Source organism: Leclercia sp. UBA1284 (assembly GCF_002308415.1).
In the GTDB taxonomy this organism is placed as follows: Bacteria; Pseudomonadota; Gammaproteobacteria; order Enterobacterales; family Enterobacteriaceae; genus Enterobacter; species Enterobacter pneumoniae.
Map to the genome: position 1 here is coordinate 168337 of NZ_DBUS01000006.1, position 24920 is coordinate 193256.

The 24920-nt window shown below is 55.0% G+C and carries 23 protein-coding genes and 1 other RNA gene; 15 read left to right on the forward strand and 9 right to left on the reverse strand.

Features of this window, described 5'->3' with window-relative positions:
* The first annotated feature begins 31 nt into the window (after positions 1–31).
* The 4 genes from B3511_RS04045 to amtB all read left to right on the forward strand — a co-directional run bounded on the left by B3511_RS04045 (position 32) and on the right by amtB (position 5488).
* Positions 32–1804, forward strand: a complete 1773-nt coding sequence (locus tag B3511_RS04045) for a SmdA family multidrug ABC transporter permease/ATP-binding protein (protein WP_046884448.1) — start codon at positions 32–34, stop codon at positions 1802–1804.
* Complete coding sequence (locus B3511_RS04050; RefSeq protein WP_286777582.1) at positions 1797–3575, forward strand: SmdB family multidrug efflux ABC transporter permease/ATP-binding protein; 1779 nt, start codon at positions 1797–1799, stop codon at positions 3573–3575. Before B3511_RS04045 ends, B3511_RS04050 begins: the two co-directional genes overlap by 8 nt.
* 254 nt (positions 3576–3829) lie before the next feature.
* Entirely contained in the window at positions 3830–4168 is a 339-nt protein-coding gene (glnK, locus tag B3511_RS04055) for a P-II family nitrogen regulator (protein WP_040076890.1), read from the forward strand.
* 33 nt (positions 4169–4201) lie between these two features.
* On the forward strand, positions 4202–5488 hold the full coding sequence (amtB, locus tag B3511_RS04060; protein ID WP_046884446.1) for an ammonium transporter AmtB: 1287 nt from the start codon (positions 4202–4204) through the stop codon (positions 5486–5488).
* Between the two features lie 62 nt (positions 5489–5550).
* On the opposite strand, the gene tesB is transcribed toward amtB, so the two are convergent.
* The gene (tesB, locus tag B3511_RS04065; protein WP_040076888.1) at positions 5551–6411 is read right to left on the reverse strand and encodes an acyl-CoA thioesterase II; all 861 of its coding nucleotides are present in this window, start codon (positions 6409–6411) and stop codon (positions 5551–5553) included.
* Between the two features lie 207 nt (positions 6412–6618).
* Between tesB and B3511_RS04070 the strand changes: the two genes are divergently transcribed.
* Positions 6619–7188 carry a YbaY family lipoprotein gene (locus B3511_RS04070; protein ID WP_040076887.1) on the forward strand — a complete coding sequence of 190 codons (570 nt, stop codon included), beginning with the start codon at positions 6619–6621 and terminating at the stop codon, positions 7186–7188.
* A gap of 30 nt (positions 7189–7218) precedes the next feature.
* On the opposite strand, the gene B3511_RS04075 is transcribed toward B3511_RS04070, so the two are convergent.
* Positions 7219–7530 carry an MGMT family protein gene (locus B3511_RS04075; protein ID WP_212477014.1) on the reverse strand — a complete coding sequence of 104 codons (312 nt, stop codon included), beginning with the start codon at positions 7528–7530 and terminating at the stop codon, positions 7219–7221.
* 161 nt (positions 7531–7691) lie between these two features.
* Here B3511_RS04075 and ffs point away from each other — a divergent pair.
* Positions 7692–7788: signal recognition particle sRNA small type (gene ffs, locus B3511_RS04080), an RNA gene on the forward strand.
* A 130-nt stretch (positions 7789–7918) separates the two neighbouring features.
* Complete coding sequence (yhdJ, locus tag B3511_RS04085) at positions 7919–8824, forward strand: adenine-specific DNA-methyltransferase (RefSeq protein ID WP_286777583.1); 906 nt, start codon at positions 7919–7921, stop codon at positions 8822–8824.
* On the opposite strand, the gene B3511_RS04090 is transcribed toward yhdJ, so the two are convergent.
* A complete protein-coding gene (locus B3511_RS04090; RefSeq protein WP_286777584.1) occupies positions 8796–9818 on the reverse strand; it encodes a type II restriction endonuclease in 1023 nt (340 codons plus the stop codon). The genes yhdJ and B3511_RS04090 overlap by 29 nt on opposite strands.
* Positions 9819–10135: 317 nt before the next feature.
* On the opposite strand from B3511_RS04090, the gene B3511_RS04095 reads away from it, so the two are divergent.
* Positions 10136–10387: a hypothetical protein gene (locus B3511_RS04095; RefSeq protein ID WP_040076884.1), complete on the forward strand. Its 252-nt coding sequence runs from the start codon at positions 10136–10138 to the stop codon at positions 10385–10387.
* Positions 10384–10602, forward strand: coding sequence for a hypothetical protein (locus tag B3511_RS04100; protein WP_286777585.1), 219 nt, complete (start codon positions 10384–10386; stop codon positions 10600–10602). The genes B3511_RS04095 and B3511_RS04100 overlap by 4 nt, the downstream gene beginning before the upstream one ends.
* Positions 10603–10746: 144 nt before the next feature.
* Here B3511_RS04100 and B3511_RS04105 read toward each other — a convergent pair whose 3' ends face one another.
* Entirely contained in the window at positions 10747–12168 is a 1422-nt protein-coding gene (locus B3511_RS04105) for a PLP-dependent aminotransferase family protein (RefSeq protein ID WP_286777586.1), read from the reverse strand.
* An 84-nt stretch (positions 12169–12252) separates the two neighbouring features.
* Here B3511_RS04105 and B3511_RS04110 point away from each other — a divergent pair, with 84 nt between their 5' ends.
* From B3511_RS04110 to B3511_RS04125, 4 genes are all read left to right on the forward strand, one after another.
* Entirely contained in the window at positions 12253–12864 is a 612-nt protein-coding gene (locus tag B3511_RS04110) for a YczE/YyaS/YitT family protein (protein ID WP_046884518.1), read from the forward strand.
* 76 nt (positions 12865–12940) lie between these two features.
* Positions 12941–14011 carry a LacI family DNA-binding transcriptional regulator gene (locus B3511_RS04115; RefSeq protein WP_046884517.1) on the forward strand — a complete coding sequence of 357 codons (1071 nt, stop codon included), beginning with the start codon at positions 12941–12943 and terminating at the stop codon, positions 14009–14011.
* A gap of 103 nt (positions 14012–14114) precedes the next feature.
* The gene (locus B3511_RS04120) at positions 14115–17201 is read left to right on the forward strand and encodes a beta-galactosidase (RefSeq protein ID WP_286777587.1); all 3087 of its coding nucleotides are present in this window, start codon (positions 14115–14117) and stop codon (positions 17199–17201) included.
* A gap of 60 nt (positions 17202–17261) precedes the next feature.
* Positions 17262–17615 (forward strand): DUF1428 domain-containing protein, encoded by a 354-nt coding sequence (locus B3511_RS04125; RefSeq protein WP_046884438.1) that lies wholly within the window; start codon positions 17262–17264, stop codon positions 17613–17615.
* 42 nt (positions 17616–17657) lie between these two features.
* Here the strand turns inward: B3511_RS04125 and B3511_RS04130 are convergent, their stop codons facing one another.
* Positions 17658–19217: an EAL domain-containing protein gene (locus B3511_RS04130; RefSeq protein WP_046884437.1), complete on the reverse strand. Its 1560-nt coding sequence runs from the start codon at positions 19215–19217 to the stop codon at positions 17658–17660.
* 219 nt (positions 19218–19436) lie between these two features.
* On the opposite strand from B3511_RS04130, the gene B3511_RS04135 reads away from it, so the two are divergent.
* Positions 19437–19697: a type B 50S ribosomal protein L31 gene (locus tag B3511_RS04135; RefSeq protein ID WP_046884436.1), complete on the forward strand. Its 261-nt coding sequence runs from the start codon at positions 19437–19439 to the stop codon at positions 19695–19697.
* A gap of 2 nt (positions 19698–19699) precedes the next feature.
* A complete protein-coding gene (gene ykgO / locus B3511_RS04140; RefSeq protein ID WP_063451669.1) occupies positions 19700–19840 on the forward strand; it encodes a type B 50S ribosomal protein L36 in 141 nt (46 codons plus the stop codon).
* A 71-nt stretch (positions 19841–19911) separates the two neighbouring features.
* On the opposite strand, the gene B3511_RS04145 is transcribed toward ykgO, so the two are convergent.
* The 4 genes from B3511_RS04145 to acrB all read right to left on the reverse strand — a co-directional run bounded on the left by B3511_RS04145 (position 19912) and on the right by acrB (position 24900).
* The gene (locus B3511_RS04145) at positions 19912–20376 is read right to left on the reverse strand and encodes a YlaC family protein (protein ID WP_040076876.1); all 465 of its coding nucleotides are present in this window, start codon (positions 20374–20376) and stop codon (positions 19912–19914) included.
* A gap of 275 nt (positions 20377–20651) precedes the next feature.
* The gene (locus B3511_RS04150) at positions 20652–20870 is read right to left on the reverse strand and encodes an HHA domain-containing protein (RefSeq protein WP_040076875.1); all 219 of its coding nucleotides are present in this window, start codon (positions 20868–20870) and stop codon (positions 20652–20654) included.
* 8 nt (positions 20871–20878) lie between these two features.
* Positions 20879–21271, reverse strand: a complete 393-nt coding sequence (gene tomB, locus B3511_RS04155; RefSeq protein WP_046884434.1) for an Hha toxicity modulator TomB — start codon at positions 21269–21271, stop codon at positions 20879–20881.
* Between the two features lie 491 nt (positions 21272–21762).
* Complete coding sequence (acrB, locus tag B3511_RS04160) at positions 21763–24900, reverse strand: multidrug efflux RND transporter permease subunit AcrB (protein ID WP_286777588.1); 3138 nt, start codon at positions 24898–24900, stop codon at positions 21763–21765.
* Positions 24901–24920 lie beyond the last annotated feature (20 nt).

Below are 24920 nucleotides of genomic sequence, written 5' to 3' on the forward strand. Positions count from 1 at the left end.
GGCCGGAACAATACCTTCAGGAAAAGACCGCGTGCGATTATTTGCTCAGTTAAGCTGGTATTTTCGTCGGGAGTGGCAACGCTACCTCGGCGCAGTTGCCCTGCTTATTATCATTGCCATTCTGCAACTTATTCCGCCTAAGGTGGTGGGGTACGTGGTGGATGGCGTTACGGAACAGCATTACACCACCGCACGGGTGTTGATGTGGATCGGCACGCTGGTGCTGACGGCGGTGGTGGTCTATCTGCTGCGCTATGTCTGGCGTGTCCTGTTATTCGGCGCGTCCTACCAATTAGCAGTGGAACTGCGTGAAGATTTTTATCGTCAGCTTAGCCGTCAGCATCCGGAATTCTATCTGCGTCACCGCACCGGGGATCTGATTGCCCGGGCCACTAACGATGTAGACCGCGTGGTCTTTGCCGCCGGAGAAGGGGTCTTAACCCTGGTTGACTCGCTGGTGATGGGATGCGCGGTGTTGATAGTGATGTCGACCCAGATCAGCTGGCAGTTAACGCTGCTGGCCCTGTTGCCGATGCCCGTCATGGCGCTGGCGATCAAACGTTATGGCGATCAGCTACATGAGCGCTTTAAGCTGGCGCAGGCAGCCTTCTCCTCGCTGAACGATCGCACCCAGGAGAGCCTGACCAGTATTCGAATGATTAAAGCCTTTGGCCTGGAAGACCGGCAATCGTCGCTCTTCGCTGCCGATGCCGCCGATACGGGCGCAAAAAATATGCGGGTAGCCCGCATCGATGCCCGGTTTGATCCCACTATCTATATCGCTATCGGCATGGCGAACATGCTGGCGATTGGTGGCGGAAGCTGGATGGTGGTTCAGGGCTCGTTAACGCTCGGTCAGCTCACCAGCTTTGCCATGTATCTTGGCCTGATGATCTGGCCGATGCTGGCGCTGGCATGGATGTTCAACATTGTTGAGCGCGGTAGCGCGGCCTATAGCCGTATTCGCGACATGCTCGCCGAGGCCCCGGTGGTAAATGACGGGAGCGAGCCGGTGCCGGAAGGGCGTGGCGAGCTGAAGGTCGCCATCCGTTCGTTCAGCTATCCGCACGCCGAACGGGTCTCCCTTGAGAATGTTCATTTCGCCCTGCGTCCTGGACAGATGCTGGGGATTTGCGGCCCGACCGGCGCAGGCAAAAGTACCCTGCTATCGTTGATTCAGCGCCATTTTGATATCGACCAGGGGGATATTCGTTTTCACGACATTCCCCTGACCCGCCTGCAGCTGGATAGCTGGCGCAGCCGGCTGGCCGTGGTGAGCCAGACGCCGTTCCTCTTCTCCGATACGGTTGCCAGCAATATCGCGCTTGGCTGCCCTGAGGCCACCCAGCAGGAGATTGAACATGTCGCCCGTCTGGCGAGCGTGCATGAGGATATTTTACGTCTGCCGCAGGGCTATGAAACCGAGGTGGGCGAGCGGGGCGTGATGCTCTCTGGCGGCCAAAAACAGCGCATTTCGATTGCCCGTGCCCTGTTGTTAAATGCTGAAATCCTGATTCTGGATGATGCGCTATCGGCCGTAGATGGGCGTACCGAGCATCAGATCCTGCACAACCTGCGTCAGTGGGGCGAAGGCCGCACGGTGATCATCAGCGCCCATCGCCTGTCAGCCCTGACTGAAGCGAGTGAGATCCTGGTGATGCAGCATGGGCATATTGCCCAGCGCGGGCAGCACGAGCTGTTGTCAGAACAACCTGGATGGTATCGCGATATGTATCGCTATCAACAGCTAGAAGCCGCGCTGGATGATGCGCCGGAAGTGAATGAGGAGGCCAGCGATGCGTAGTTTTGGACAGTTGTGGCCTATCCTGAAGCGGCTGCTGGCCTACGGCTCGCCGTGGCGAAAACCGCTGTCGCTGGCGGTGGTGATGCTGTGGATCGCCGCGATCGCTGAAGTGAGCGGGCCACTGCTTATCAGCTATTTTATCGACAACATGGTGGCAAAAAGTTACCTGCCGCTGGGCCTGGTGGCCGGGCTGGGGGGGGCTTACGTCGGCCTGCAGCTGTTGGCTGCCGGTCTACACTATGCCCAATCGCTGCTCTTTAACCAGGCCGCCGTGGGCGTGGTCCAGCAACTGCGTACCGACGTCATGGATGCTGCGCTGCGCCAGCCGTTGAGCGAGTTTGATACCCAGCCGGTGGGGCAGATTATCTCTCGCGTAACCAATGATACGGAAGTGATCCGCGATCTCTACGTCACCGTGGTCTCCACGGTGCTGCGCAGCGCGGCGCTGATTGGGGCAATGCTGGTGGCGATGTTCAGCCTTGAATGGCGCATGGCGCTGGTGGCGATCGCGATCTTCCCTGCCGTCTTTATTGTCATGATGATCTACCAGCGTTACAGCACGCCTATCGTCCGTCGTGTGCGTGCCTACCTGGCAGACATTAACGACGGCTTTAACGAAGTCATTAATGGTATGAGTGTGATCCAGCAGTTCCGCCAGCAGGCGCGCTTTGGTGAGCGGATGGGGGAAGCGAGCCGTTCACATTATATGGCGCGCATGCAGACCCTGCGGCTGGATGGCTTCCTGCTGCGCCCGTTGCTGAGCCTCTTTTCGGCCCTGATCCTCTGTGGCTTGCTCCTGCAATTTGGTCTGGGGGCCAACGGCACTATTCAGGTGGGGGTTCTCTACGCCTTCATTAGTTATCTTGGGCGTTTAAACGAACCGCTAATCGAACTCACCACGCAGCAATCAATGCTGCAACAGGCGGTTGTCGCGGGCGAGCGGGTCTTTGAACTGATGGACAGGCCGCGTCAGATGTACGGCCGTGACACCCGGGAGCTGCAAAGCGGCGATATCGCCATTGATAATCTCTCTTTTGCGTATCGCGACGATCGTCTGGTATTGCAGGACATCACTCTTCACGTTCCGTCCCGCAGCTTTGTGGCGCTGGTGGGCCATACCGGGAGCGGTAAAAGTACCTTAGCCAGCCTGCTGATGGGCTACTATCCGCTGACGCAGGGGGAGATCCGTCTTGATGGTCGTCCGCTGGCGACTCTGAGCCACAGCACGCTGCGCAAAGGGGTGGCGATGGTGCAACAAGATCCGGTGGTGCTGGCAGACACCTTCTTCGCCAACGTTACGCTGGGGCGTGATTACAGCGAAGAGCAGGTGTGGGCCGTGCTGGAGCAGGTGCAGCTGGCTGAACTGGCGCGGGGCTTACATGACGGCATCCATACGCGGCTGGGAGAGCAGGGCAATAATTTGTCGGTAGGCCAAAAACAGCTGTTGGCGCTGGCGCGGGTGTTGATTGAGACGCCGCAGGTGCTGATCCTCGATGAAGCCACCGCAAGTATCGACTCCGGCACCGAGCAGGCCATCCAGCAGGCCCTGGCGGCGGTTCGTGAACAGACCACGCTGGTGGTGATCGCTCACCGACTCTCCACCATCGTTGAAGCCGATACCATTCTGGTGCTGCACCGCGGACAGGCCGTAGAGCGGGGTACTCACCGGCAACTGCTTGAGGCGAAAGGCCGTTACTGGCAGATGTATCAGCTGCAGCTGGCGGGCGAGGAGCTGGAAGCCAGCACTCGCGAGGAGTCGCTCAGCGCCTGACGCACCAAAAACAGGCAATGCACTAACAGGTAAAACTGCTGGTGCAAAAATGAAACGCACCCTGCACTGTCATGGTGCGTTTTTTTTCGCGCTACTCACTCTCCCGCCTCGTTACGCCTTACCCTTAGCCAATCCCTCCTGATTACGCGGCGTCGGCCAGCTAATTTTCCTCTTTTAAGAATTCTGGCACAGCGCTTGCAATATCTCTTACGTGTTAGCTGAAGCCACTACCGAATTCTGACTGGAGGGGATTTATGAAGCTGGTTACCGTGGTAATCAAACCGTTCAAACTCGAAGACGTTCGCGAAGCGCTGTCTTCCATTGGTATTCAGGGGCTGACTGTCACCGAAGTGAAAGGCTTTGGTCGTCAGAAAGGCCATGCAGAGCTCTACCGCGGGGCGGAATACAGCGTCAACTTCCTGCCAAAGGTAAAAATTGATGTGGCGATTGCCGACGATCAGCTGGAAGAGGTGATAGATATCATCAGCAAAGCGGCCTACACCGGCAAAATTGGCGACGGCAAAATTTTCGTTGCCGAACTGCAACGCGTCATTCGTATTCGTACGGGCGAAGCCGACGAAGCAGCGCTGTAAAACACCGGGCACACAGTGATAGGGATCAAGATAATGAAGAAAACAACTCTTAACGCGGTTCTGGGATCGTTGGCGTTGTTGCCAGGCCTGGCAATGGCAGCGCCGGCGGTCGCCGACAAAGCGGATAACGCTTTTATGATGATTTGCACCGCACTGGTGCTGTTCATGACCATTCCCGGGATCGCGCTGTTCTACGGCGGCTTGATTCGCGGTAAAAACGTCCTCTCTATGCTCACTCAGGTTGCGGTAACTTTTGCGCTGGTCTGCGTGTTATGGGTGGTATACGGCTACTCGCTGGCGTTTGGCGAGGGTAACGCCTTCTTTGGCAGCTTCAACTGGGCGATGCTGAAAAATATCGAACTGACCGCGGTAATGGGCAGCTTCTATCAGTATATCCACGTAGCATTCCAGGGCTCTTTCGCCTGCATCACCGTCGGGTTGATTGTGGGGGCGCTGGCGGAACGTATTCGTTTCTCTGCGGTGCTCATTTTTGTCGTGGTCTGGCTGACGCTCTCTTATGTGCCCGTGGCGCATATGGTTTGGGGTGGTGGTCTGCTGGCTTCTCACGGCGCGCTGGACTTTGCCGGCGGGACGGTGGTGCATATCAACGCCGCCGTTGCGGGTCTGGTTGGGGCGTACCTGATTGGCAAACGCGTTGGTTTTGGCAAAGAAGCCTTTAAACCGCACAACCTGCCGATGGTCTTCACCGGCACCGCGATCCTCTATTTCGGCTGGTTTGGCTTTAACGCCGGTTCAGCAAGCTCAGCAAACGAAATCGCGGCGCTGGCTTTCGTCAACACCGTGGTCGCGACCGCCGGTGCGATTCTCTCCTGGGTATTTGGTGAGTGGGCCGTACGAGGCAAACCCTCTCTGCTGGGCGCCTGTTCCGGTGCCATTGCGGGCCTGGTCGGTATCACCCCCGCCTGTGGTTTCGTTGGCGTCGGCGGCGCGCTGATCATTGGTATCGTCGCGGGTCTGGCGGGTCTGTGGGGCGTAACGGCACTGAAACGTATTCTGCGTGTGGATGACCCTTGCGATGTGTTCGGCGTGCACGGCGTTTGCGGTATCGTCGGCTGCATCATGACCGGTATCTTCGCAGCCACCTCGCTCGGCGGCGTCGGTTACGCAGAAGGTGTGACCATGACTCACCAGGTGCTGGTGCAGCTCGAGAGCATCGCGATTACGGTAGTGTGGTCTGGCGTGGTGGCCTTTATCGGTTACAAGCTGGCCGACATGACCGTGGGTCTGCGCGTACCGGAAGAGCAGGAGCGCGAAGGGCTGGACGTCAACAGCCACGGCGAGAATGCTTACAACGCATAGTCAATAACGAAACGGCAACCCTGGGTTGCCGTTTTGCTTTTATGAGCATCCCCCTGTCTGGGTTAGCCGCGGTTGCGCATGACCCCTTCCTGTACCGTCGATGCCACCAGAACACCGTCCTGCGTATAAAACTCACCCCGCACAAACCCACGCGCGCTGGATGCCGAGGTGCTCTCCACGCTATACAGCAGCCACTCGTTCATATTAAACGGACGGTGGAACCACATAGAGTGATCGATGGTGGCTACCTGCATTCCTTTTTCCAGGAAGCCTACTCCGTGCGGTTGCAGCGCAACAGGCAGGAAGTTGAAATCAGAGGCGTAGCCCAGCAGGTATTGATGCACGCGAAAATCTTCCGGCACCGTACCGTTGGCACGGATCCACACCTGGCGCGCAGGCTCTGCGGTGTGACCTTTCATCGGGTTATGAAATTCCACCGGGCGGATCTCCAGCGGTTTATCGCAAAGAAACTTCTCTTTGACCTGCGGTGGCAACAGATGTGAAAGGTCGCGGGCGATTTCGGTTTCAGAACGGAGATCATCCGGTGCCGGGGCAGGGGGCATGGTTTTCTGATGCTCGTAGCCCGGTTCTGGTGCCTGGAAAGAGGCGGTCATATAGAAGATGGGTTTACCATTTTGCACCGCGGCAACGCGACGGGCACTAAAGCTGTTGCCGTCGCGCAGCACCTCGACGTCATAAACGATAGGTTTTTGACTGTCGCCCGGGCGTAAAAAGTAGCTGTGGAAGGAGTGGACCAGGCGTTCTGCGGGTACGGTCTCTTTAGCCGCATAGAGAGCCTGCCCCACAACTTGACCGCCAAAGACCTGGCGTAAACCCAGATCTTCGCTTTGCCCCCGAAAGAGTCCTTCCTCTATTTTTTCCAGGTTAAGTAATGTCAGCAGATTGTTTAGTGCCTGACTCATAATCGTCCTCAATAAATACGCCGTGGCGAAAGATAGCCAGAGTATAACGCAGAAATACAAGTGGTCCGATGGGTGCAATAGTCTGAATAACGAGGCGAATCCAGGCATAAATAAGTGATGTGTGCCACACTTACTCACGTTAACTTTGTTTAACCACTCTTCTGGCGGTATCGATCCCGCTGGTGCATTGAAGATAAGGAGAACTCAATGAAACTCGTGCACGCGTTAAGTGGTTTAGCGGTAGCGGTTGCTCTGACCGCCTGTGCAGACAAAAGTGCAGACATTCAGACGCCAGCGCCTAATCCAAATACCTCCGGCGTAGCGACACAGCCAACTATTCAGCAGCCATCAGTAACCGGTTCAGTCTGGATCCGTCAGAAAGTGGCGTTACCGCCTGACGCGGTGTTGACCGTCACCCTGTCTGATGCCTCGCTGGCCGATTCTCCATCAAAAGTTTTGGCACAGAAAGCGGTGCGAACCGAGGGCAAACAGGCGCCATTTAGCTTCGTCCTGCCTTTCAATCCGTCTGATGTGCAGCCCAACGCCCGGATTCTGTTAAGTGCAGCGATCTCGGTCGACGATAAGCTGGTGTTTGTCACCGATACGGTGAAACCGGTGATTAACCAGGGCGGTACCAAAGCCGATCTGGTGCTGGTGCCTGTACAGCAAATGGCAGTCCCGCTCCAGCAGAGCGGTGGCGCGACGACGACGGTGCCATCAACCTCACCGACGCAGGTTACGCCATCTTCCGCAGTGCCTGCACCAACGCAGTACTAAGACCCTATCCCCTCCCGCCCGGGAGGGGATTTAGTAAATCCACCGGTAGTGCTGCAAATCAATTTCACCCTTTCCCGATACCTGTATCCCTTCAGCCAGCAGTGCCTGACGCTGGCGTTGTAAATCCGGGCCTGTGAGGGAAATTTGCCCGTGGCGGTTGACCACCCGATGCCAGGGCAGAGTGCTGCCTTCCGGGAGCCGTTTAAGCACGCCGCCGACCTGTCGTGCGGCACGTGGCGAACCCGCCAGACGTGCTACATCGCCATAGGTGGTAACCGTTCCCTCGGGGATGGAGGCGACAATTTGCCATACCCGCTGCGGGAATCCGTCGTGCTGTTCCATGAATACTCCTGCTGACTGAGCGAAATAACGGAGAATAATAGCGCAATCACGGGCCATGCTGCGCAATAAACCATCATCCGATCGCGGTTAACTTGCAATTGCGATCCTGTGCAGGGATAATGCGCCAGCGCGTTGGTTATCAACGCTCTCAATGGGGGCTCTGTTGGTTCTCCCGCAACGCTACTCTGTTCACCAGGTCAGGTCCGGAAGGAAGCAGCCAGGGCAGACGACGTGTGTGCCGGGATGCAGCTGGCAGGGCCCCCACCCAATTCCCCCGCTGTAAATTCTCTTTTTCCCATTCAGGCTACAATAACCCTCTGGCAGATAGCTTGAGTATGGTTATTTATACAGTTAATATTGACGATAAACGTTCCTGGTGAGATGGCGCATGAAAATTGACATCAACGCAAAATATTACGGAGATAACAGCACTAAAATCGTCCATGGCGATGCGCTGACAGAGCTTAAAAAGCTGCCAGATGCCAGTGTCGATCTGGTTTTTGCCGATCCTCCCTACAATATTGGCAAGGATTTCGATGGCCTGCGTGAACTGTGGGACGAAAAGGAATTTCACGCCTGGCTGTTTGAGTGCATTGATGAGTGCCACCGCGTCCTGAAAGAGACGGGCACCATGTACATCATGAACAGCACTGAGAACATGCCCTATATCGACATCAAATGTCGCGAGCTGTTTGAGATTAAAAGCCGCATCGTCTGGGCTTACGACAGCTCTGGCGTGCAGGCAAAGCGTTTCTTCGGCTCAATGTATGAACCGATCCTGATGATGGTTAAAAACGCGAAGAAGTACACCTTTAATAGCGATGCTATCCTGGTCGAAGCGCCTACCGGTGCGAAACGCGCCCTCATTGATTACCGAAAAAACCCGCCGCAGCCCTATAACACCCAAAAGGTGCCGGGCAACGTCTGGGAGTTTCCGCGCGTGCGTTTTTTGATGGATGAATATGAAAACCATCCGACGCAAAAGCCGACGGCGCTGCTGAAAAGAATTATTCTGGCGTCCTCTAATCCGGGCGATGTGGTGCTCGATCCTTTTGCGGGCAGCTTTACCACTGGCGCGGTCGCCATTGAGTGTGGGCGTCAGTTTGTGGGAATTGAGATCAACGAAGAGTATGTGAAGATGGGGATCCGTCGCCTGGCGGTGGCCTCGCACTTCACAGAGCAAGAGCTCGAAAAGGTGAAAAAGCGCAAAACCAAAAACCTCTCTAAAAACGTAAGGGGCACCAATACCCCTCACGACGGGCCGACTAATCCAGAAGACCATATTCCAGTTTGAAGTTTTCGCAGATTACCGCTTTTAGCTGCTGGATCTGCGCCTCCGACTTCGCCACCGTGCCGAGGATAGCTTGCAGCGTCGGCACGGTGATAATCTCTTCAAACAGCGACATATAACCGTCTGCCACCGCCTGTTCCATCGATTTTAGCGCCTTGTTGCGAATGGCGTTAAAGGCCTCGTCGGGCGTCTTCAGCGTTTTGATAACAAAGCTGATCGGGAATTTGTTGGTCTTATCAAAGTCGAGAAAGTACTTCTTAAAATCCAGCACCTCAGTAACCTGGAAGAAGCGGCCTTCAGGACGTAACACGAAATCAATTCCGCCATCGTTGGCGTTGGTGCGCCCGGTCTTGAAAAGCTCGTAGGGCTTAACCACGTCATTAATTTTGACCGTCAGCCTGTCGTAGTGCAGCTTAAGCACTGAATAGGAAACCACTTCAAACAGTCGGGCATCGGCTTTCGGGTGCCATGATTTTTCAACAAAGCTCAGTATCTCCTGTGCGGTGGTGGCGCCTTCGATCTCTTTGAGAAAGGCGTTCTGATTTTCCGTAATTTCGGCGACATAGAGATCGATAGCACGGGTGATAAACAGCGCCGCCGAGTCGGCGTTCATACCATGCTGGGTCAGAAATTCTGCGGAGATTTTGCGCTTCTTTTCTGGCACGGCGCTAACCGGAAGTAACGCATCACTGGCGCCAAAACCGCGGCGAATTTTATCGTTCAGGCGGTTGTCCAGTGCATGGTTTTGTAATTTGGAGCCAAACGGCAGGCGACGCATCTCCTCCATTAGCGCGGTGAAGGTGGTGCCTTCACGCTGATTGTTGTTCCAGGCATTACAGAGCACGTAAAGCGCATAAAGCGTGCCGAGTGAGCGTCGGGCTTTACTACCGCGATCGGACGCCAGGGTGTTATTGATGATGAACTGATACGCAATGGTGTGGCGGGGGATGTTAAGTTCGTCTGCCAGCTGATCAATCTTGTCGCTAAAGGTGCTCATGCACCACTCCTTGTGGCCTTCCCGGATGGAAACTTATTATCTTATTGATGAACATGATTTTTTAGCTGATGTGACCCCCGTCAGGCAAATTTTTTTACGATAGCGCGAAGGCTTAATTAATTTATGGGTAATAAAAGTTTCACCTGACTATACTTAAGCTGTCATTCAACTGAAATGTAATTGTCATTATTTTGTCATAAAGGACGGGCAGGTTAATTATGATTTATCAGTAGGTATATAAGCTATGAATATATATCTGGATAATAATGATAACTTCGTGTATTAAATTAAGAAATTATGACAAAGGACGCCGCACCATGACAACAGCTGTATTGAATGTGAAAATTGACGGAACCTTAAAAGAGAGACTCCGTGAGTATGCAGAAGCTAATAACGAGAATCTCAGTGTTACGACAGAAAAACTGCTGCTGCTGGCGTTCGAAGCAGTAGAAGAGGCGGGAGTAACGGAAGAGGATATCGACAATCAGCATACGGAAGAAGAGAACGTTACGCCATTTACTCCTAAAGAAATCAAGGCATTGCGTAAAATTCTGAAGAAGAAAAAATGAAACATTCACAACAATCTACTGCCAGTGACTATCAGGAAGCCTGTTCACTCCTGCGATCTGGCTATGTCAAACATGTCCGCCTGGGCTGGAATGTAGGTAGTGATGAATTCTTTCGAATTGCGTCAGACTGGTGCGATACCGGCGCAAAAATACAGAAAGAGGGCGATGATTTTGTTATTTCGCTAAAAGGTTTCCCCATTCCTCCGCAGCACTGAACAGGCGTCGCCAGAAAGCGTCTGACTGTATCAGTTACAGTCAGACGCTTTTTACATTAGACCTGGAAAATCATAATTGTGCACGGCATCACTTTTCTGCCGAATAAAGCAAGCGCGTGCCGTTTGCTTTTTTTTATATTCAGGCTACACAATATTTCGTTTTATTGCCGACCCACCATTATTAAGGGGCTGCCACAGCGGTTTTATTCGTAAAAGTGCGCTCTCCAGCTCGGCCGGTTCCAGCGAAAAAGGCATACGCAGATAACGATCGAAGGCACCCGACAGGCCGAACCTTGTGCCGGTGCCCAGATGAATACCGACCGTTTCGGCGCGCGCGGCCAGTTGCGTTGCCAGCAGATCTGGCAGCTCCACCCAGAACGATAAGCCTCCCTGCGGCTGCTGGAAACGCCAGTCGGGGAAGTGCGCCTGCATCAACTCGCTACAGTGTCGCCGCCGTGCGTTAAGCATCTCTCGCCGGGCAGGCAGAAATTCGTTGCTCCGTTCAATCAGCCATAGCGTCGCCAGTTGCTCCAGTAGCGGCGAACCCAGGTCAAGCGTATCTCGCGTCTGAGTCAGGGAGGCGATGGTACGGGAAGAGGCGCGGATCCACCCCAGCCGCAGGCCGCCCCAGAAACTTTTTCCTGCGGACCCAAGCGTAATGACGTTGGCCTGCTTATCGAACGCGGCGAGGGGCGGCGGGGGCGGGGCGTCGTACCAGAGGTCAACCATGGTCTCATCCACCACCAGCGTCGTGCGGGTGCGGGCGGCGATGGCGGCGATGGCTTCTCGCGTATTGCTGTCCATGCAGCGTCCGGTCGGGTTATGAAAATCTGGCATCAGGTACGCAAGCCGCGGCGCGGTCTGGGCCAGCGTGGCGGCAAAACCGTCGATGTCCCAGCCTGTCTGGGGAAGCGAAACCCCGACCGGGCGACAAGCCGCTCCCTGAATGGCCGCAATGGCTAACGGGTAGGTAGGGTGATCCACCACCACCCGATCGCCCGGGCCGGTTAGCATCCGCAATACCAGGGCCAGGCCGCTGACGGCACCGTTCACCACCATGATCTCTTCTGGCCGGGTCGGTAACCCCCGGGCGGTGTAACGCGAGGCGATGGCTTCCCGCAGCGGCTGGAGGCCAGCCTGGTCATAACCGGTATGGGTCAGATGTTGGCTAAGCGCCGTAAGCGCATGCGTATAGGCCTGAAAGATCTCCGGCCCGGCGCCGAGGGCGGCAGTGGAGAGATCCAGCGCTTCGCTGGCAACTGCGCGGGTGGGAATGGCGCGACTATCGGGAAGGATTACGCGGGAACCGCTACCGAGCCGGCTTTCAAGATAACCCGCGTCACGCAGATGGGCGAGGGCGCTGCTGATCGTGGTGCGACTCACCCCCAGCGAGGTCGCCAGTTCACGCTCCCCCGGCAGGCGCGTATCGAGCGCCAGCCGTCCATCCAGGATCAGCAGACGCAGCGCGTCGGCAAGCTGGCGCCAGATCGGGGTGCGTGAGTGCTCTTGCTGCCAGTGCCCCAGCAGCCGCATTAATGACTGAGTTCCAAAGCGACGAGATGACATATGCAGTCCACTTTTTCAAAACTGGATATTAATCATAATGCCATTTCAGGTAATGATGAAAGCCGGGATATTCGGAGAGAAATCATGTTACGTCGTTTACTTCAGCTGTATGTGGGATTGAGTTTATACGGGCTCTCTACCGCTATGTTTGTGCGCGCCAGCCTCGGCGCAGATCCCTGGAACGTCTTTCACCTGGGGGTGACAAAATTACTGGCGATGGACATTGGTACCGTAATGATCCTGACCGGTGCGGCCGTGCTGCTGTTCTGGATCCCGCTGCGCCAGCGCCCTGGGTTAGGGACTATCAGTAACGTGATTGTGATTGGCCTTGCAGCGGATGCGTCTCTGGCGCTGATCCCCCCTATCGACTCGCTGGTAGTCCGCAGTGCCTTACTGGCGAGTGCGGTAATCGTTAATGCGCTGGCAACGGGTATGTATATTGGCGCGGGCTTCGGCGCCGGACCGCGCGATGGGCTGATGACCGGCATCCATGCCCGCACCGGCTGGTCGGTGCGCAGCGTGCGTACGGCGATTGAAGTCTCCGTTCTGCTTATCGGCTGGGCGCTGGGGGGCAACCTTGGCGTAGGAACCGTACTTTACGCACTCTGCATCGGCCCGCTGATTCAGCTCTGTCTGCCCTGGTTTCGTCATACGCCGGCGCGTATTGTTACCGGGCAGGCTGAGCGCTCTGTCTAATTTTGCGAAGCGCTCACAAGCTTTGTCTTGTGCATTGTGACAGAATGGACGCCTCTCTCCTCACCACGCAATGCGCATGAAATCGATCACGTTATATGACGTCGCTCGCCTCGCGGGCGTCTCTTATCAAACCGTCTCCCGCGTCATTAACGACGCGGAACACGTTTCCACCCGTACGCGGGAAAAGGTGCAGCAGGCGATGGCCGAGCTGCACTATGTCCCGAACCGTGGCGCACAGCAGCTGGCGGGAAAACGAACCCATACGCTCGGGCTGATTACCACCGATCTGGCACTGCATGCGCCTTCCCAGATCGCCTCGGCGGTGAAATCCCGCGCCGGGGAGCGGGGCGCCAGTGTCTTGATTTCGATGGTGGAGCAACCGCAGCAGTGTCTGGCCGCGCTTCAGGATCTTCTTGCCCAGCGGGTTGAAGGGCTGCTGGTTAACGTTCCGCTGGAAAACGCGCAGGCGGAACAGCTGCAGGCCCAGGCCGCGCCGGTCCCGGTGCTTTTCCTGGATGTTTCGCCCGATGCGCCAGTGCAGAGTCTGGTCTTCGATGCGGAACAAGGGGCACGACTGGGCGTCGAACATATTCTCGCGCTGGGACACCGGCAGATCGCTCTGCTGAGCGGGCCGGATAGTTCGGTCTCCTCCCGCGCAAGGCTGAGCGGCTGGCGAGAGGCGCTGGCGCAGGCTGGAATCGAACCCTGCGCGGTGGCCTGGGGAGACTGGAGCGCCGCATCGGGCTATGAAAAGGCGCATCAATTGTTAGCTGGACCCGCCCTGCCGCAGGCGATTCTGGTCGCCAACGATCAGATGGCGCTGGGGGTGCTGCGTGCCTGCGCTGAAAAAGGCGTGGCGGTGCCCGGACAGATCTCGGTGGTGGGCTTTGACGATACTGCAGACAGCGCCTGGTTTACCCCGCCGCTGACCACGATACGTCAGGCCTTCCGCGAGGCCGGGCAGCGTAGCGTCGAGTGGCTCCTGTCGCCACCAACAGAAAAAGAGGCCGGGCAAACGCAACTGCCCGTAAGCCTGGTCGAGCGCCATTCAACGGCGCGGCAGGGCGCGCAACAGCAAGGTAACGAGGAACTTGCTCAACAGTTGAAATCGCTGGCGATCCTGGCTGGCCAACTGGCACGTCGATAAGACTTTTGTGATCTGCCTCGCTTCACGAGGCGCTCCTGCTTTACCCCATCCTTTCTCCAGGGCATGTTAGCTAAAATTGTGAGCGCTTCGCAAAGAGGTAATTATGTCCTGTCCTGCTCCGCTGACTCTCAGCGCTATCCTTGCCCGCCGTGACTGGGAAAATCCCGGCGTCACTCAATGGAATCGACTTCCTGCCCATGCCCCCCTCAGCGGCTGGCCAGAGGAGAACAGCGCGCGTGACGAGCAGCCCTCGTCGGCATTGCGCTCTTTAAACGGTGAGTGGCAATTCAGCTTTTTCAGTGCACCAGAACAGGTTCCGGAGAGCTGGATACACAGTGATTGCCCGGATGCTGCCGGTATGCCGGTGCCTTCAAACTGGCAAATGCAGGGTTTCGATACCCCCATCTATACTAACGTTACCTATCCCATTGCGGTTAATCCCCCTTTCGTGCCTGCAGAAAATCCTACCGGCTGTTACTCGCTCACATTTGAGATGGATAGCGCGTCTCTGCAAAGCGGTCAGACGCGCATCGTCTTTGATGGAGTGAACTCGGCCTTTTACCTCTGGTGTAATGGCCAGTGGGTGGGGTATTCCCAGGATAGCCGTCTACCCGCTGAGTTTGATCTGACGAATGTACTGCGCGTGGGGAGTAATCGCCTGGCGGTGATGGTGCTGCGCTGGTGTGACGGGAGCTATCTGGAAGATCAGGACATGTGGCGCATGAGTGGCATCTTCCGTGATGTCACGCTGCTGCATAAACCGGACACACGCATTGCTGACTACCAGGTGGTCACCGCCCTGAACGCGGAATTTGACCGGGCGACGTTACAGCTGGAGGTGAAGCTGGAAGGGCCAGATTATGCGGATTGCGAAGTGCTGTTCACGCTTTGGCGTGATGATGCGCGGGTGGGCAATGTCAGCGGCAGAGCGGGTACCCCGGTCATAGATGAGCGGGGTAACTGGCAAGAGCGAGTGGTGGCGACCCTGCCCGTGGCGGAACCGGCCCTCTGGAGTGCGGAGTCACCCGAGCTTTACCGTCTGACCATTGCGCTCCACGATGCGCAAGGCAAGGTTCTGGATACGGAAGCCTGTGACGTTGGCTTCCGCCACGTGGAAATCAGCAACGGATTGTTGAAAGTCAACGGCAAACCGCTGCTGATTCGCGGGGTGAACCGTCATGAGCATCACCCTGAGCGCGGCCAGGTTATGGATGAGGTGACCATGCGTCGCGACATTGAGCTGATGAAACAGCACAACTTTAACGCTGTACGCTGCTCACACTACCCTAATCATCCTCTCTGGTACCGTCTGTGCGATCGCTACGGGCTGTACGTGGTCGATGAGGCCAATATCGAAACCCATGGCATGGTGCCGATGAGCCGACTGGCCGACGATCCACGCTGGCTGCCTGCGATGAGCGAACGTGTCACCCGGATGGTGCAGCGCGATCGTAACCATCCGTCGATTATTGTCTGGTCCCTGGGCAATGAGTCCGGACATGGCGCTAATCACGACGCCCTCTACCGCTGGATAAAAACTACCGATCCCACCCGTCCGGTACAGTATGAGGGCGGTGGAGCAAACACGGCAGCAACCGATATTGTCTGCCCTATGTACGCCCGTGTCGATCAGGACCAGCCTTTCCCCGCAGTGCCAAAATGGTCAATCAAAAAGTGGATAGGGATGCCGGATGAAACGCGTCCGCTCATCCTCTGTGAATATGCCCATGCGATGGGCAACAGCTTCGGCGGGTTCGCCAAATACTGGGAGGCGTTTCGCAGCTATCCACGCCTGCAAGGGGGATTCGTCTGGGACTGGGTTGACCAGGCGCTAACCCGGCATGACGATGAGGGCAGGGCTTACTGGGCGTATGGCGGCGATTTTGGCGATAAGCCTAACGACCGTCAGTTCTGCCTGAATGGGCTGGTATTCCCGGACCGCACGCCGCATCCCGCGCTTTACGAAGCCCAGCGCGCGCAGCAGTTCTTCACCTTTACCCGCATCAGTAGCTCCCCGCTGGAGATTGAGGTGCAGAGCGATTATCTGTTCCGCACGACAGATAACGAGCTGCTGCGCTGGTCAGTGGCGCGCGACGGTGAAGTGCTGGCCTCTGGCGAGGTGACGTTGAATATTGCTCCGCAAGGAACGCAGCGCGTCGTGCTGGAACTGCCAGAGCTGAAGGCAGCGCCGGGTGAGGTCTGGTTGAACGTGGAGGTTATTCAGCCTGCGGCGACCGCCTGGTCGCCAGAAAATCACCTTTGCGCATGGGATCAGTGGCAGCTTCCTGCTCCGCTGTTTATTGCCCCGGCCGTGGCGGCAGGGGAAAAACCCTGCTTAATCGTTGAAGATGATGCGCTGGTGGTCACCCACGGCGAGCAGCGCTGGCAATTCAGTCGGCAGAGTGGGGATCTGACCCAGTGGTGGAAGGCGGGTGACGCCACGCTGCTGGCTCCCCTTTGCGATAGCTTTACCCGTGCGCCGCTCGATAATGATATCGGCGTCAGCGAAGTGACCCGCATCGATCCCAACGCCTGGGTTGAGCGCTGGAAAGCGGCAGGTATGTATAATCTGACCCCGCGCCTGCTGCAGTGCGAAGGTGAACAGCATACCCGTGACGTGACGATCACCACGGTGCACGCCTGGGAGAGTCAAAGCAAACTGCTGTTTATCAGCCGCAAGAACTGGCGTATCACCGATCAGGGCGTGCTGATGGGGGATGTCGAGGTGCAGGTGGCTAATGATATTCCTGAGCCGGCACGTATCGGGCTGAGCTGCCAACTGGCCTCTGTACCGCATACCGTGAGCTGGAGTGGGCTTGGGCCATATGAAAACTATCCGGACCGCAAACTGGCCGCGCGCCAGGGCCGCTGGGCCTTGCCGCTGGCAGAAATGCATACGCCCTACATTTTCCCTACGGATAACGGCCTGCGCTGTGATACCCGCGAACTCCGGTTAGGCGCTCATCACCTACGTGGGGCCTTCCATTTTGCCGTGAGCCGCTACAGCCAGGCGCAGCTGCGCGAAACGTCGCATCATCATCTCCTGAAGGAAGAGGCGGGCTGCTGGCTGCATCTTGATGGATTCCATATGGGCGTCGGCGGCGATGACTCCTGGAGTCCGAGCGTATCCCCGGAGTTTATCCTGCAACAGAAACGGGTGCGCTACGCGTTTAGCTGGCAGCAGAACTAAACTTGATCGGCAGATACGGCTACACCACGTAGCCGTACAGTCACTTCGGAGGTTTTACTGATGAAGTATGTCGATGGTTTTGTCCTCGCCGTTCCTGCAGGCAGTAAAGAGGCGTATCGCGAGCTGGCGGCGAAGGCTGCGCCACTCTTTAAAGAATTTGGCGCACTTCGCATTGTCGAGTGTTGGGCTGACGACGTGCCGGATGGCAAACTGACCGATTTTCGCATGGCGGTGAAAGCGGAAGAGGGGGAAGAAGTTGTCTTTAGCTGGATCGAATATCCCTCGAAGGAGGTGCGTGATGCGGCGAACCAGAAGATGATGAACGATCCCCGCATGAAAGAGATGGGTGATTCCATGCCTTTCGATGGCAAACGGATGATCTACGGAGGTTTTTCTCCGCTGCTTGACGAGTAATCCTGTCGCCCGGCACCCGCCGGGCTTTCTGTCAGGTTCGAATTACTCGGGATCCAGGTTGTGCTCGGCCCAGGTGATAAAGGCCTCCTTCGGTAGTGCCTTGCTGTACAGCCAACCCTGACCATATTGCACACCGTGGCGACGCAACCACTCCAGCTGGCCTTCGGTTTCTACCCCTTCTGCCACCATGGCCAGTTTCAATGACTTCGCCATTTCAATGATATGGGGCGTCACGTTTTTATACTCCAGCGCATCAACGAAAGATTTATCGATCTTGAGCGTGTCTACGTCCAGATCCTGCAAATAGCTGAGGCTGGAGTAACCTGTTCCGAAATCATCAATATAGATCGCGTGGCCGGCACGCCGAAAACCCGCAATGGCGGGGGCGCTGACGGCAGGGTCGGCAAATCCCCGCTCGGTGAGCTCCAGCGCTATTTGCGCAGGCGGGATCTGCCACTGGTTCAGTAAGCGGCTTAATAGTGCAGGCAGCGAGCGGCAAAGCAGATCGGCGGGAGCCAGATTGATAGAGACATGCAGGTGCGGATGCTGGTGTAGCCACTCACCCAGATCCTCAAAGACCTGCTCAATGATCAACGCCGTCAGATTTGTGATAAGACCGGTCTGTTCCGCCAGCGGGACAAAAATGTCCGGCGAAAGATAGCTCTTATCTTGCTGCGGCCAGCGGGCAAGTGCTTCTGCACCGATGATGCGACCGCTACTGAGTTCAACGATTGGCTGATAGTGCACAACGATCTCGCGGGCGTTAATGGCATCCAGCAGGCGATGCCGGGGAGATTGCAGACGCTTTAAAATTCTCAACACGAACCCGGTCGTTAACACGCTAAGCAAGATACCAAAAGGGAGCCAAAAATAGAGCTGATTGAGCCAGTTTTCTTGTAGCGGGCGCAGGGAGGACCATGTCACGATTGCGATACCGAGGTCGGGCACGTTATGAATGTTATAGAGGGTACCGTCGTACTGCAGATGATTATCTTCGGCTTGCTGAAGCCGATTCAGAAGAGGTATCTCGAGATGGCTACTGCTCGCGAAGACGATATTGCGGCGTAATCCAACCAGCGCAACCTCAATGGGCCAGGAGCCGAAGGGGAGAACATCGATGAGCGATGCCGGATCCATCATCACGATATAATTGTGCGTGCCAAGCGCCGCCATATAACGGTCAACGCCGATATCGTTTTGTGCGGTAAGCCAGGCGCGATAGCCGTCCGGGGTTATCCGCATTGCCCGGGGAAAAGGCTGCCCGTGGCTGGTACGTTCCAGCGATGAGCAGAGCGGTTTCAGGTTATCGACGTAAATCACTTCCTGCAGATAGCGATGAGAGAAAGAGACCCGACGCATTTCCAGCGCATGCTCTGGGCCACAGATCGGTCCCTTAAACTGCTGCATGTGCATCAGAGCGGATTTTCCCTGTTCCAGTACCCGATTCGTACGAAGCAGTATGCGGGACGCGTAATTATCCAGGTCTGTATAAAACTTCTCTTCGGCATGGCGGTGAGCGAGCCATACGCTCAGGCCCAGCGGTGCAAGCACGGCAAGAATCAGTACGCAGGTCACCAGCTTGACCAGGTGTCGGGTTGTCATGCTCCAGTTTCCTTTTTGCAACGCCAGTACCTGTGGCGCGCAAGCGAATGACGGAATAGAGAGAGTGGCTTAATAATAGTGTTATAGCACGCGGCTGACGTTGATTTCATTCAACACAATCACGCTGTGAAAAGAGCGCGAGGGTTTAAGGCGGTTGTTTTTATCATCAGCCTCAGATAAGCTAATTGTTATGTTATAACAAAACATGACGAGATGAAGATGAAACAGAATATTCACCCCCACTACCGTACTGTCGTGTTTCACGACACCAGCGCCAATGCGTTCTTCAAAGTCGGCTCAACCATCAAAACCGATCGTGAAATCGAGCTCGACGGGCAGACATGGCCCTATGTGACCATCGACGTGTCGTCGCAGTCACATCCATTTTATACCGGCAAACAGAAAGCGTTCTCCAGCGAGGGCAGCACAGCGCGTTTCCGTCAGCGCTTTGGCCGTTTTATCGATGTTAAAAGAGGTTAAACATGCAGGTTCTGAACTCATTACGCAGTGCAAAACAGCGCCACCCTGATTGTCAGATCGTAAGGCGTAAAGGGCGACTTTATGTTATCTGCAAATCAAATCCGCGCTTTAAGGCGGTGCAGGGGCGTAAAAAGAGACGTTAAGCGTAGCGTCTGTTTATCGGATAAGGGCTGCTTGCTGCCGACGGGATGTCGGCGGCAAGTCAGGCGCAACATCAGGCAGGCGTGCGGGAGAGGGTAAACACGTCGTAGAAAGAGAGCTCGCCTTTGGTGGCGATCATTTTTTGCAGCTTAGCTTTTTGTTCTTCTTCGACCTGCGGTGAGTGCAGGATATCGTCGATCAGCTGGCCCGGCACATAGCGGGTGTTGTACCACTCCCCGTTGTAGCACACGCGGAAATCAAGCACATCGATATCTTCATAGCGGTAGCGGGGATTCACATCGAAGAAAAAGAATGCGTTAAAGACGATAAACAGAATCACCAACAACCACACGGATCCCACCAGGGTCTCCGACTGCAACATCACCACCAGTGTCGCCAGCCAGGCGGCGTACATGGCAACGAATAACCCAGGGTGTTTACGAATAAAGCTGATGCTAAAACGCGGCTTGTTGTCGCGCTTTTCACGCGCGTTGAGATCGTCGATGGTTTCGGTGAGCAGGCGCTGTATTTCGGTCATCTTCTGCCTTTAAAAGTCGGTACACACAGGGGAACCTGTACATTTTAAGTGACCCTATTGTTCGAAAAAAGTAACAGTTTCACCGCGAAAAAACATAACAGTTGCAGTGGCGTGGACGGTGGTCAACATTAAAGGGCGGCTTAAGGCGAAGCAGGGTATCCCGGGGCGATGAGTTTCGCCCGCACGTGCCGGAAGCGGCGAACCGCCATAGTGACATAAAATCGAGAAGTTAACGACAAACGGGGTTTCGCTGTCTCATTAAATCAGGCAAATGATTAACGTACAAATTTCCACACAGATGTAGGGATTTTATCGTACAGCTTATTCATCGTCAGTTCTGCAAGGCGATGATCGGCTGCTGAATAAAATACCGCCAGCTCATTATCCGAAAGCTCATATTTATTTTTTTCAATAACGCGCTCCAGCGTATCAATTGACTGACAACGTCGCAGACGCATCAAATAATCTGTTTTAGTTAATGGTTTTTCAGACATAAATCCACCTAATTGTTTGTAATAGTTTTAACATACGAGCCTAAAGGATTTGCTCTGCTTGCATTCACAAAACAGCGAAAGAGGCGATTGCCAGATTTACGCCATTTCTGCAAATCTTGTGAGTTAATGCCATAGCTACTGAACAGCATAAATGTATCGTCCAGGTACTCGTCAATTTGCTCGATCAACTTATTATCTTCGTTGTACTTAATTTTATAATTAAGAGCGAAGGTCGCTATATGTTCAATGAGCTCGTTTAACTGCAAATTGATGGCAGAGGTTGGGTCATTAACCCAGCCATGGTTGCTGTCATCAAGGTTGGCGAGGCAATCATGGTACAAGGATTCACAGAGAAATTTCAACTGCGCAATATCATGCCTTTTTGGAGAGTATTCGTCCATAGCGCATCCCCTTCTGAGTGATTTTTTACTCACCGAACATCGATTTCGGGATGGATACAACTTACTAAAAACCTTTCAAACGGCGCTTTTTCCTCTTCTCTTTAACTATAAGACACTCTGATTCGGATTTCACCGCGCTATTACGAAAAATTACAATTACGCAGCGCGAACGCAGGATGTCGACATCTAATCGGATGAGTTAAAGGAAAAATTATCTTACATCTATAGCAATCATGATGTTACTGGCGAACCCGGTATGGAAACAGACATAACTTAAGAACATTAAGAGCAGTCGCCAGGAATAATCTTATTATAGTGGGGGCTTTCCACAAATTTGAGAATTTATGTAAAAGATTTCGTTTAAATATGATATGCCCTCAGAGAATGGCATTAAATAAATAATTCGCAATAAGCGTATTTTATGATTTTCATTAGAGATAAAAAAGGCCGCAAATGCGGCCTTTTTATCGAGTGAAACCGGTATCGGTCACTTAAACCGGGTGGTTATGCTCAATATCGTCGTTCTTACGGCTGAAGCGGCGACGTACCACCACGAAGAACACCGGAACGAAGAAGATAGCCAGAATGGTTGCAGTAACCATCCCACCCATTACGCCCGTACCTACGGCGTTCTGCGCACCGGAGCCTGCGCCAGAACTGATAACCAGCGGCATAACCCCGAGGATAAATGCCAGGGAGGTCATCAGGATTGGACGCAGACGCATACGTACCGCTTCCAGAGTCGCTTCAATCAGCCCTTTGCCCTCTTTATCCATCAGATCTTTGGCGAATTCGACGATAAGTATCGCGTTCTTCGCCGACAAGCCAATGGTTGTCAGCAGGCCCACCTGGAAGTATACGTCGTTGTTCAAACTGCGGAAGGTTGCGGCAAGTAGCGCACCGATAACCCCCAGTGGGACAACGAGCATGACCGAGAACGGAATGGACCAGCTCTCGTACAGTGCAGCCAGACAGAGGAAGACCACAATCAGCGAGATGGCATACAGGGCAGGGGCCTGGTTACCGGAGAGGCGTTCCTGATAGGACATCCCCGTCCAGTCGTAACCGATACCCGCAGGCAGTTTACTTGCCAGCTCTTCCATCATGTCCATGGCTTCACCGGTACTTCTGCCTGGTGCTGCCTGACCGAGGATTTCCATCGACGGCAGACCGTTATAACGCTCCAGACGTGGCGAACCATATTCCCAGTGGGAAGTGGAGAAGGCAGAGAACGGTACCATCTGGCCATTGCTACCACGCACGTACCAGTTGTTGATATCGTTCGGCAACATACGGTATTCCGCTTCGGACATCACGTACACTTTCTTCACGCGACCACGGTCGATGAAGTCGTTAACGTAGCTACCGCCCCAGGCTGCGCCCAGAGTTGTATTGATGTCGCTGATAGACACGCCCAGGGCTTGTGCTTTTTCCTGGTCAATATCGATCTTGTACTGCGGAGTATCTTCCAGGCCGTTAGGGCGCACGCCTACCAGAAGGTCAGGGTGTTTCGCGACTTCGCCAAACAGCTGGTTACGCGCCTGAGTCAGTTTGTCATGGCCCAGGTTACCCTGGTCAATCAGCTGGAAGTCGAAGCCGGTTGCCGTACCCAGATCCACAATCGCTGGCAGGTTGAAGGCGAAGACCATCGCATCTTTAATCTGCGAGAAGGTGCCCATCGCACGGCCAGTAATGGCTTCGACCTTGTTCTCATCGCCCGGACGGTCAGCCCAGTCTTTCAGAGAGACGAAGGCGATACCGGTGTTCTGACCACGACCCGCAAAGCCGAAGCCGTTTACCGCAAACACGGATTCAACGTTGGCTTTCTCTTTGGTGAGGTAGTAATCCGTAACTTCATCCAGCACTTTCTGGGTACGTTCTTGCGTAGCACCCGCAGGCAACTGCGCCATGGTCAGGAACACGCCCTGGTCTTCTTCTGGCAGGAACGAACTTGGCAGACGAACAAACAGGTAGGCCATACCGACCACAATAATGATATAGAGCAGCAGATAACGACCGGTGCTGCGCAGAATGTTGCCTACGCTGTCGGTGTAGTGGTGCGTGCTCTTATCGAACATGCGGTTAAACCAACCGAAGAAGCCTTTATGCTCGCCGTGTTCACCTTTCTGAATCGGTTTCAGCATGGTGGCACAAAGCGCTGGCGTCAGGATTAACGCCACCAGCACCGACAGTGCCATCGCTGACACGATAGTGATAGAGAACTGACGGTAAATGGCACCGGTCGAACCGCCAAAGAAGGCCATCGGGATAAATACAGCGGACAGTACCATCGCGATACCGACCAGTGCGCCCTGGATCTGGCCCATTGATTTACGCGTGGCTTCTTTCGGCGGAAGGCCCTCTTCGGACATAACGCGCTCAACGTTCTCAACCACCACGATGGCGTCATCCACCAAGAGGCCGATGGCAAGTACCATCCCGAACATCGTTAACGTGTTTATCGAGAAGCCGAAGGCTGACAGTATCGCAAAGGTACCCAGCAGTACGACCGGAACGGCGATGGTTGGAATCAGCGTCGCACGGAAGTTCTGCAGGAACAGATACATTACCAGGAACACCAGGATGATCGCCTCGACCAGGGTTTTCACAACTTCGTGAATCGAGATCTTAACGAACGGGGTGGTGTCGTATGGATAAACAATTTTCAGGCCAGACGGGAAGAACGGTTCCATTTTCTTCAGTTCTTCACGGATGGCAGTCGCAGTATCAAGGGCGTTCGCACCGGTCGCCAGTTTAATACCCAGACCGGATGCCGGCTGGCCGTTAAACTTAGCAATGACGTCGTAGTTCTCGCCGCCCAGCTCAACCTTCGCCACATCGCGCAGGCGAACCTGAGAACCGTCCTGGTTTACTTTCAGCAGAATTTTGCTGAACTCATCGGCAGAGGTCAGACGCGTTTGCGCGATGATTGAGGCGTTCAGTTGCTGGCCTTTCACCGGCGGTGTACCGCCTAACTGACCGGCCGCAACCTGGGCGTTCTGCGCTTTAATCGCGTTAATCACGTCAACCGGCGTCAACTGGAAGTTGTTCAGTTTGTTCGGATCCATCCAGATGCGCATCGCGTACTGGGAACCGAACAGCTGTACGTCACCCACACCCGAAGTACGGCTGATGGCGTCCTTCATGTTGGCGCCCACGTAGTCGGAGATATCCTCCTGGGTCATGGTGCCATTGGTGTTGATTACGCCGACAACCATCAGGAAGCTACTGGACGATTTCTCGACGCTCACGCCCTGTTGTTGTACTTCCTGCGGCAGCAATGGCATCGCCAGCTGCAGTTTGTTCTGCACCTGTACCTGCGCGATATCCGCATCGGTACCGGATTCGAAGGTCAGGGTGATCTGAACCGTACCGGTGGAGTCAGAGTTGGAGGACATGTACATCAGGTTATCGATACCGTTCATGTTCTGTTCGATAACCTGCGTTACGGTGTCCTGCACCGTTTTCGCATCAGCCCCTGGGTAGGTTGCGGAGACCGTCACCGCCGGCGGCGCAATCGTTGGATATTGCGCGACAGGCAGCTTCAGGATCGCAAGTCCCCCAGCTAGCATGATAATAATGGCGATCACCCATGCGAATATGGGGCGATCGATAAAGAAATTAGGCATGTCTTAACGGCTCCTGTTTA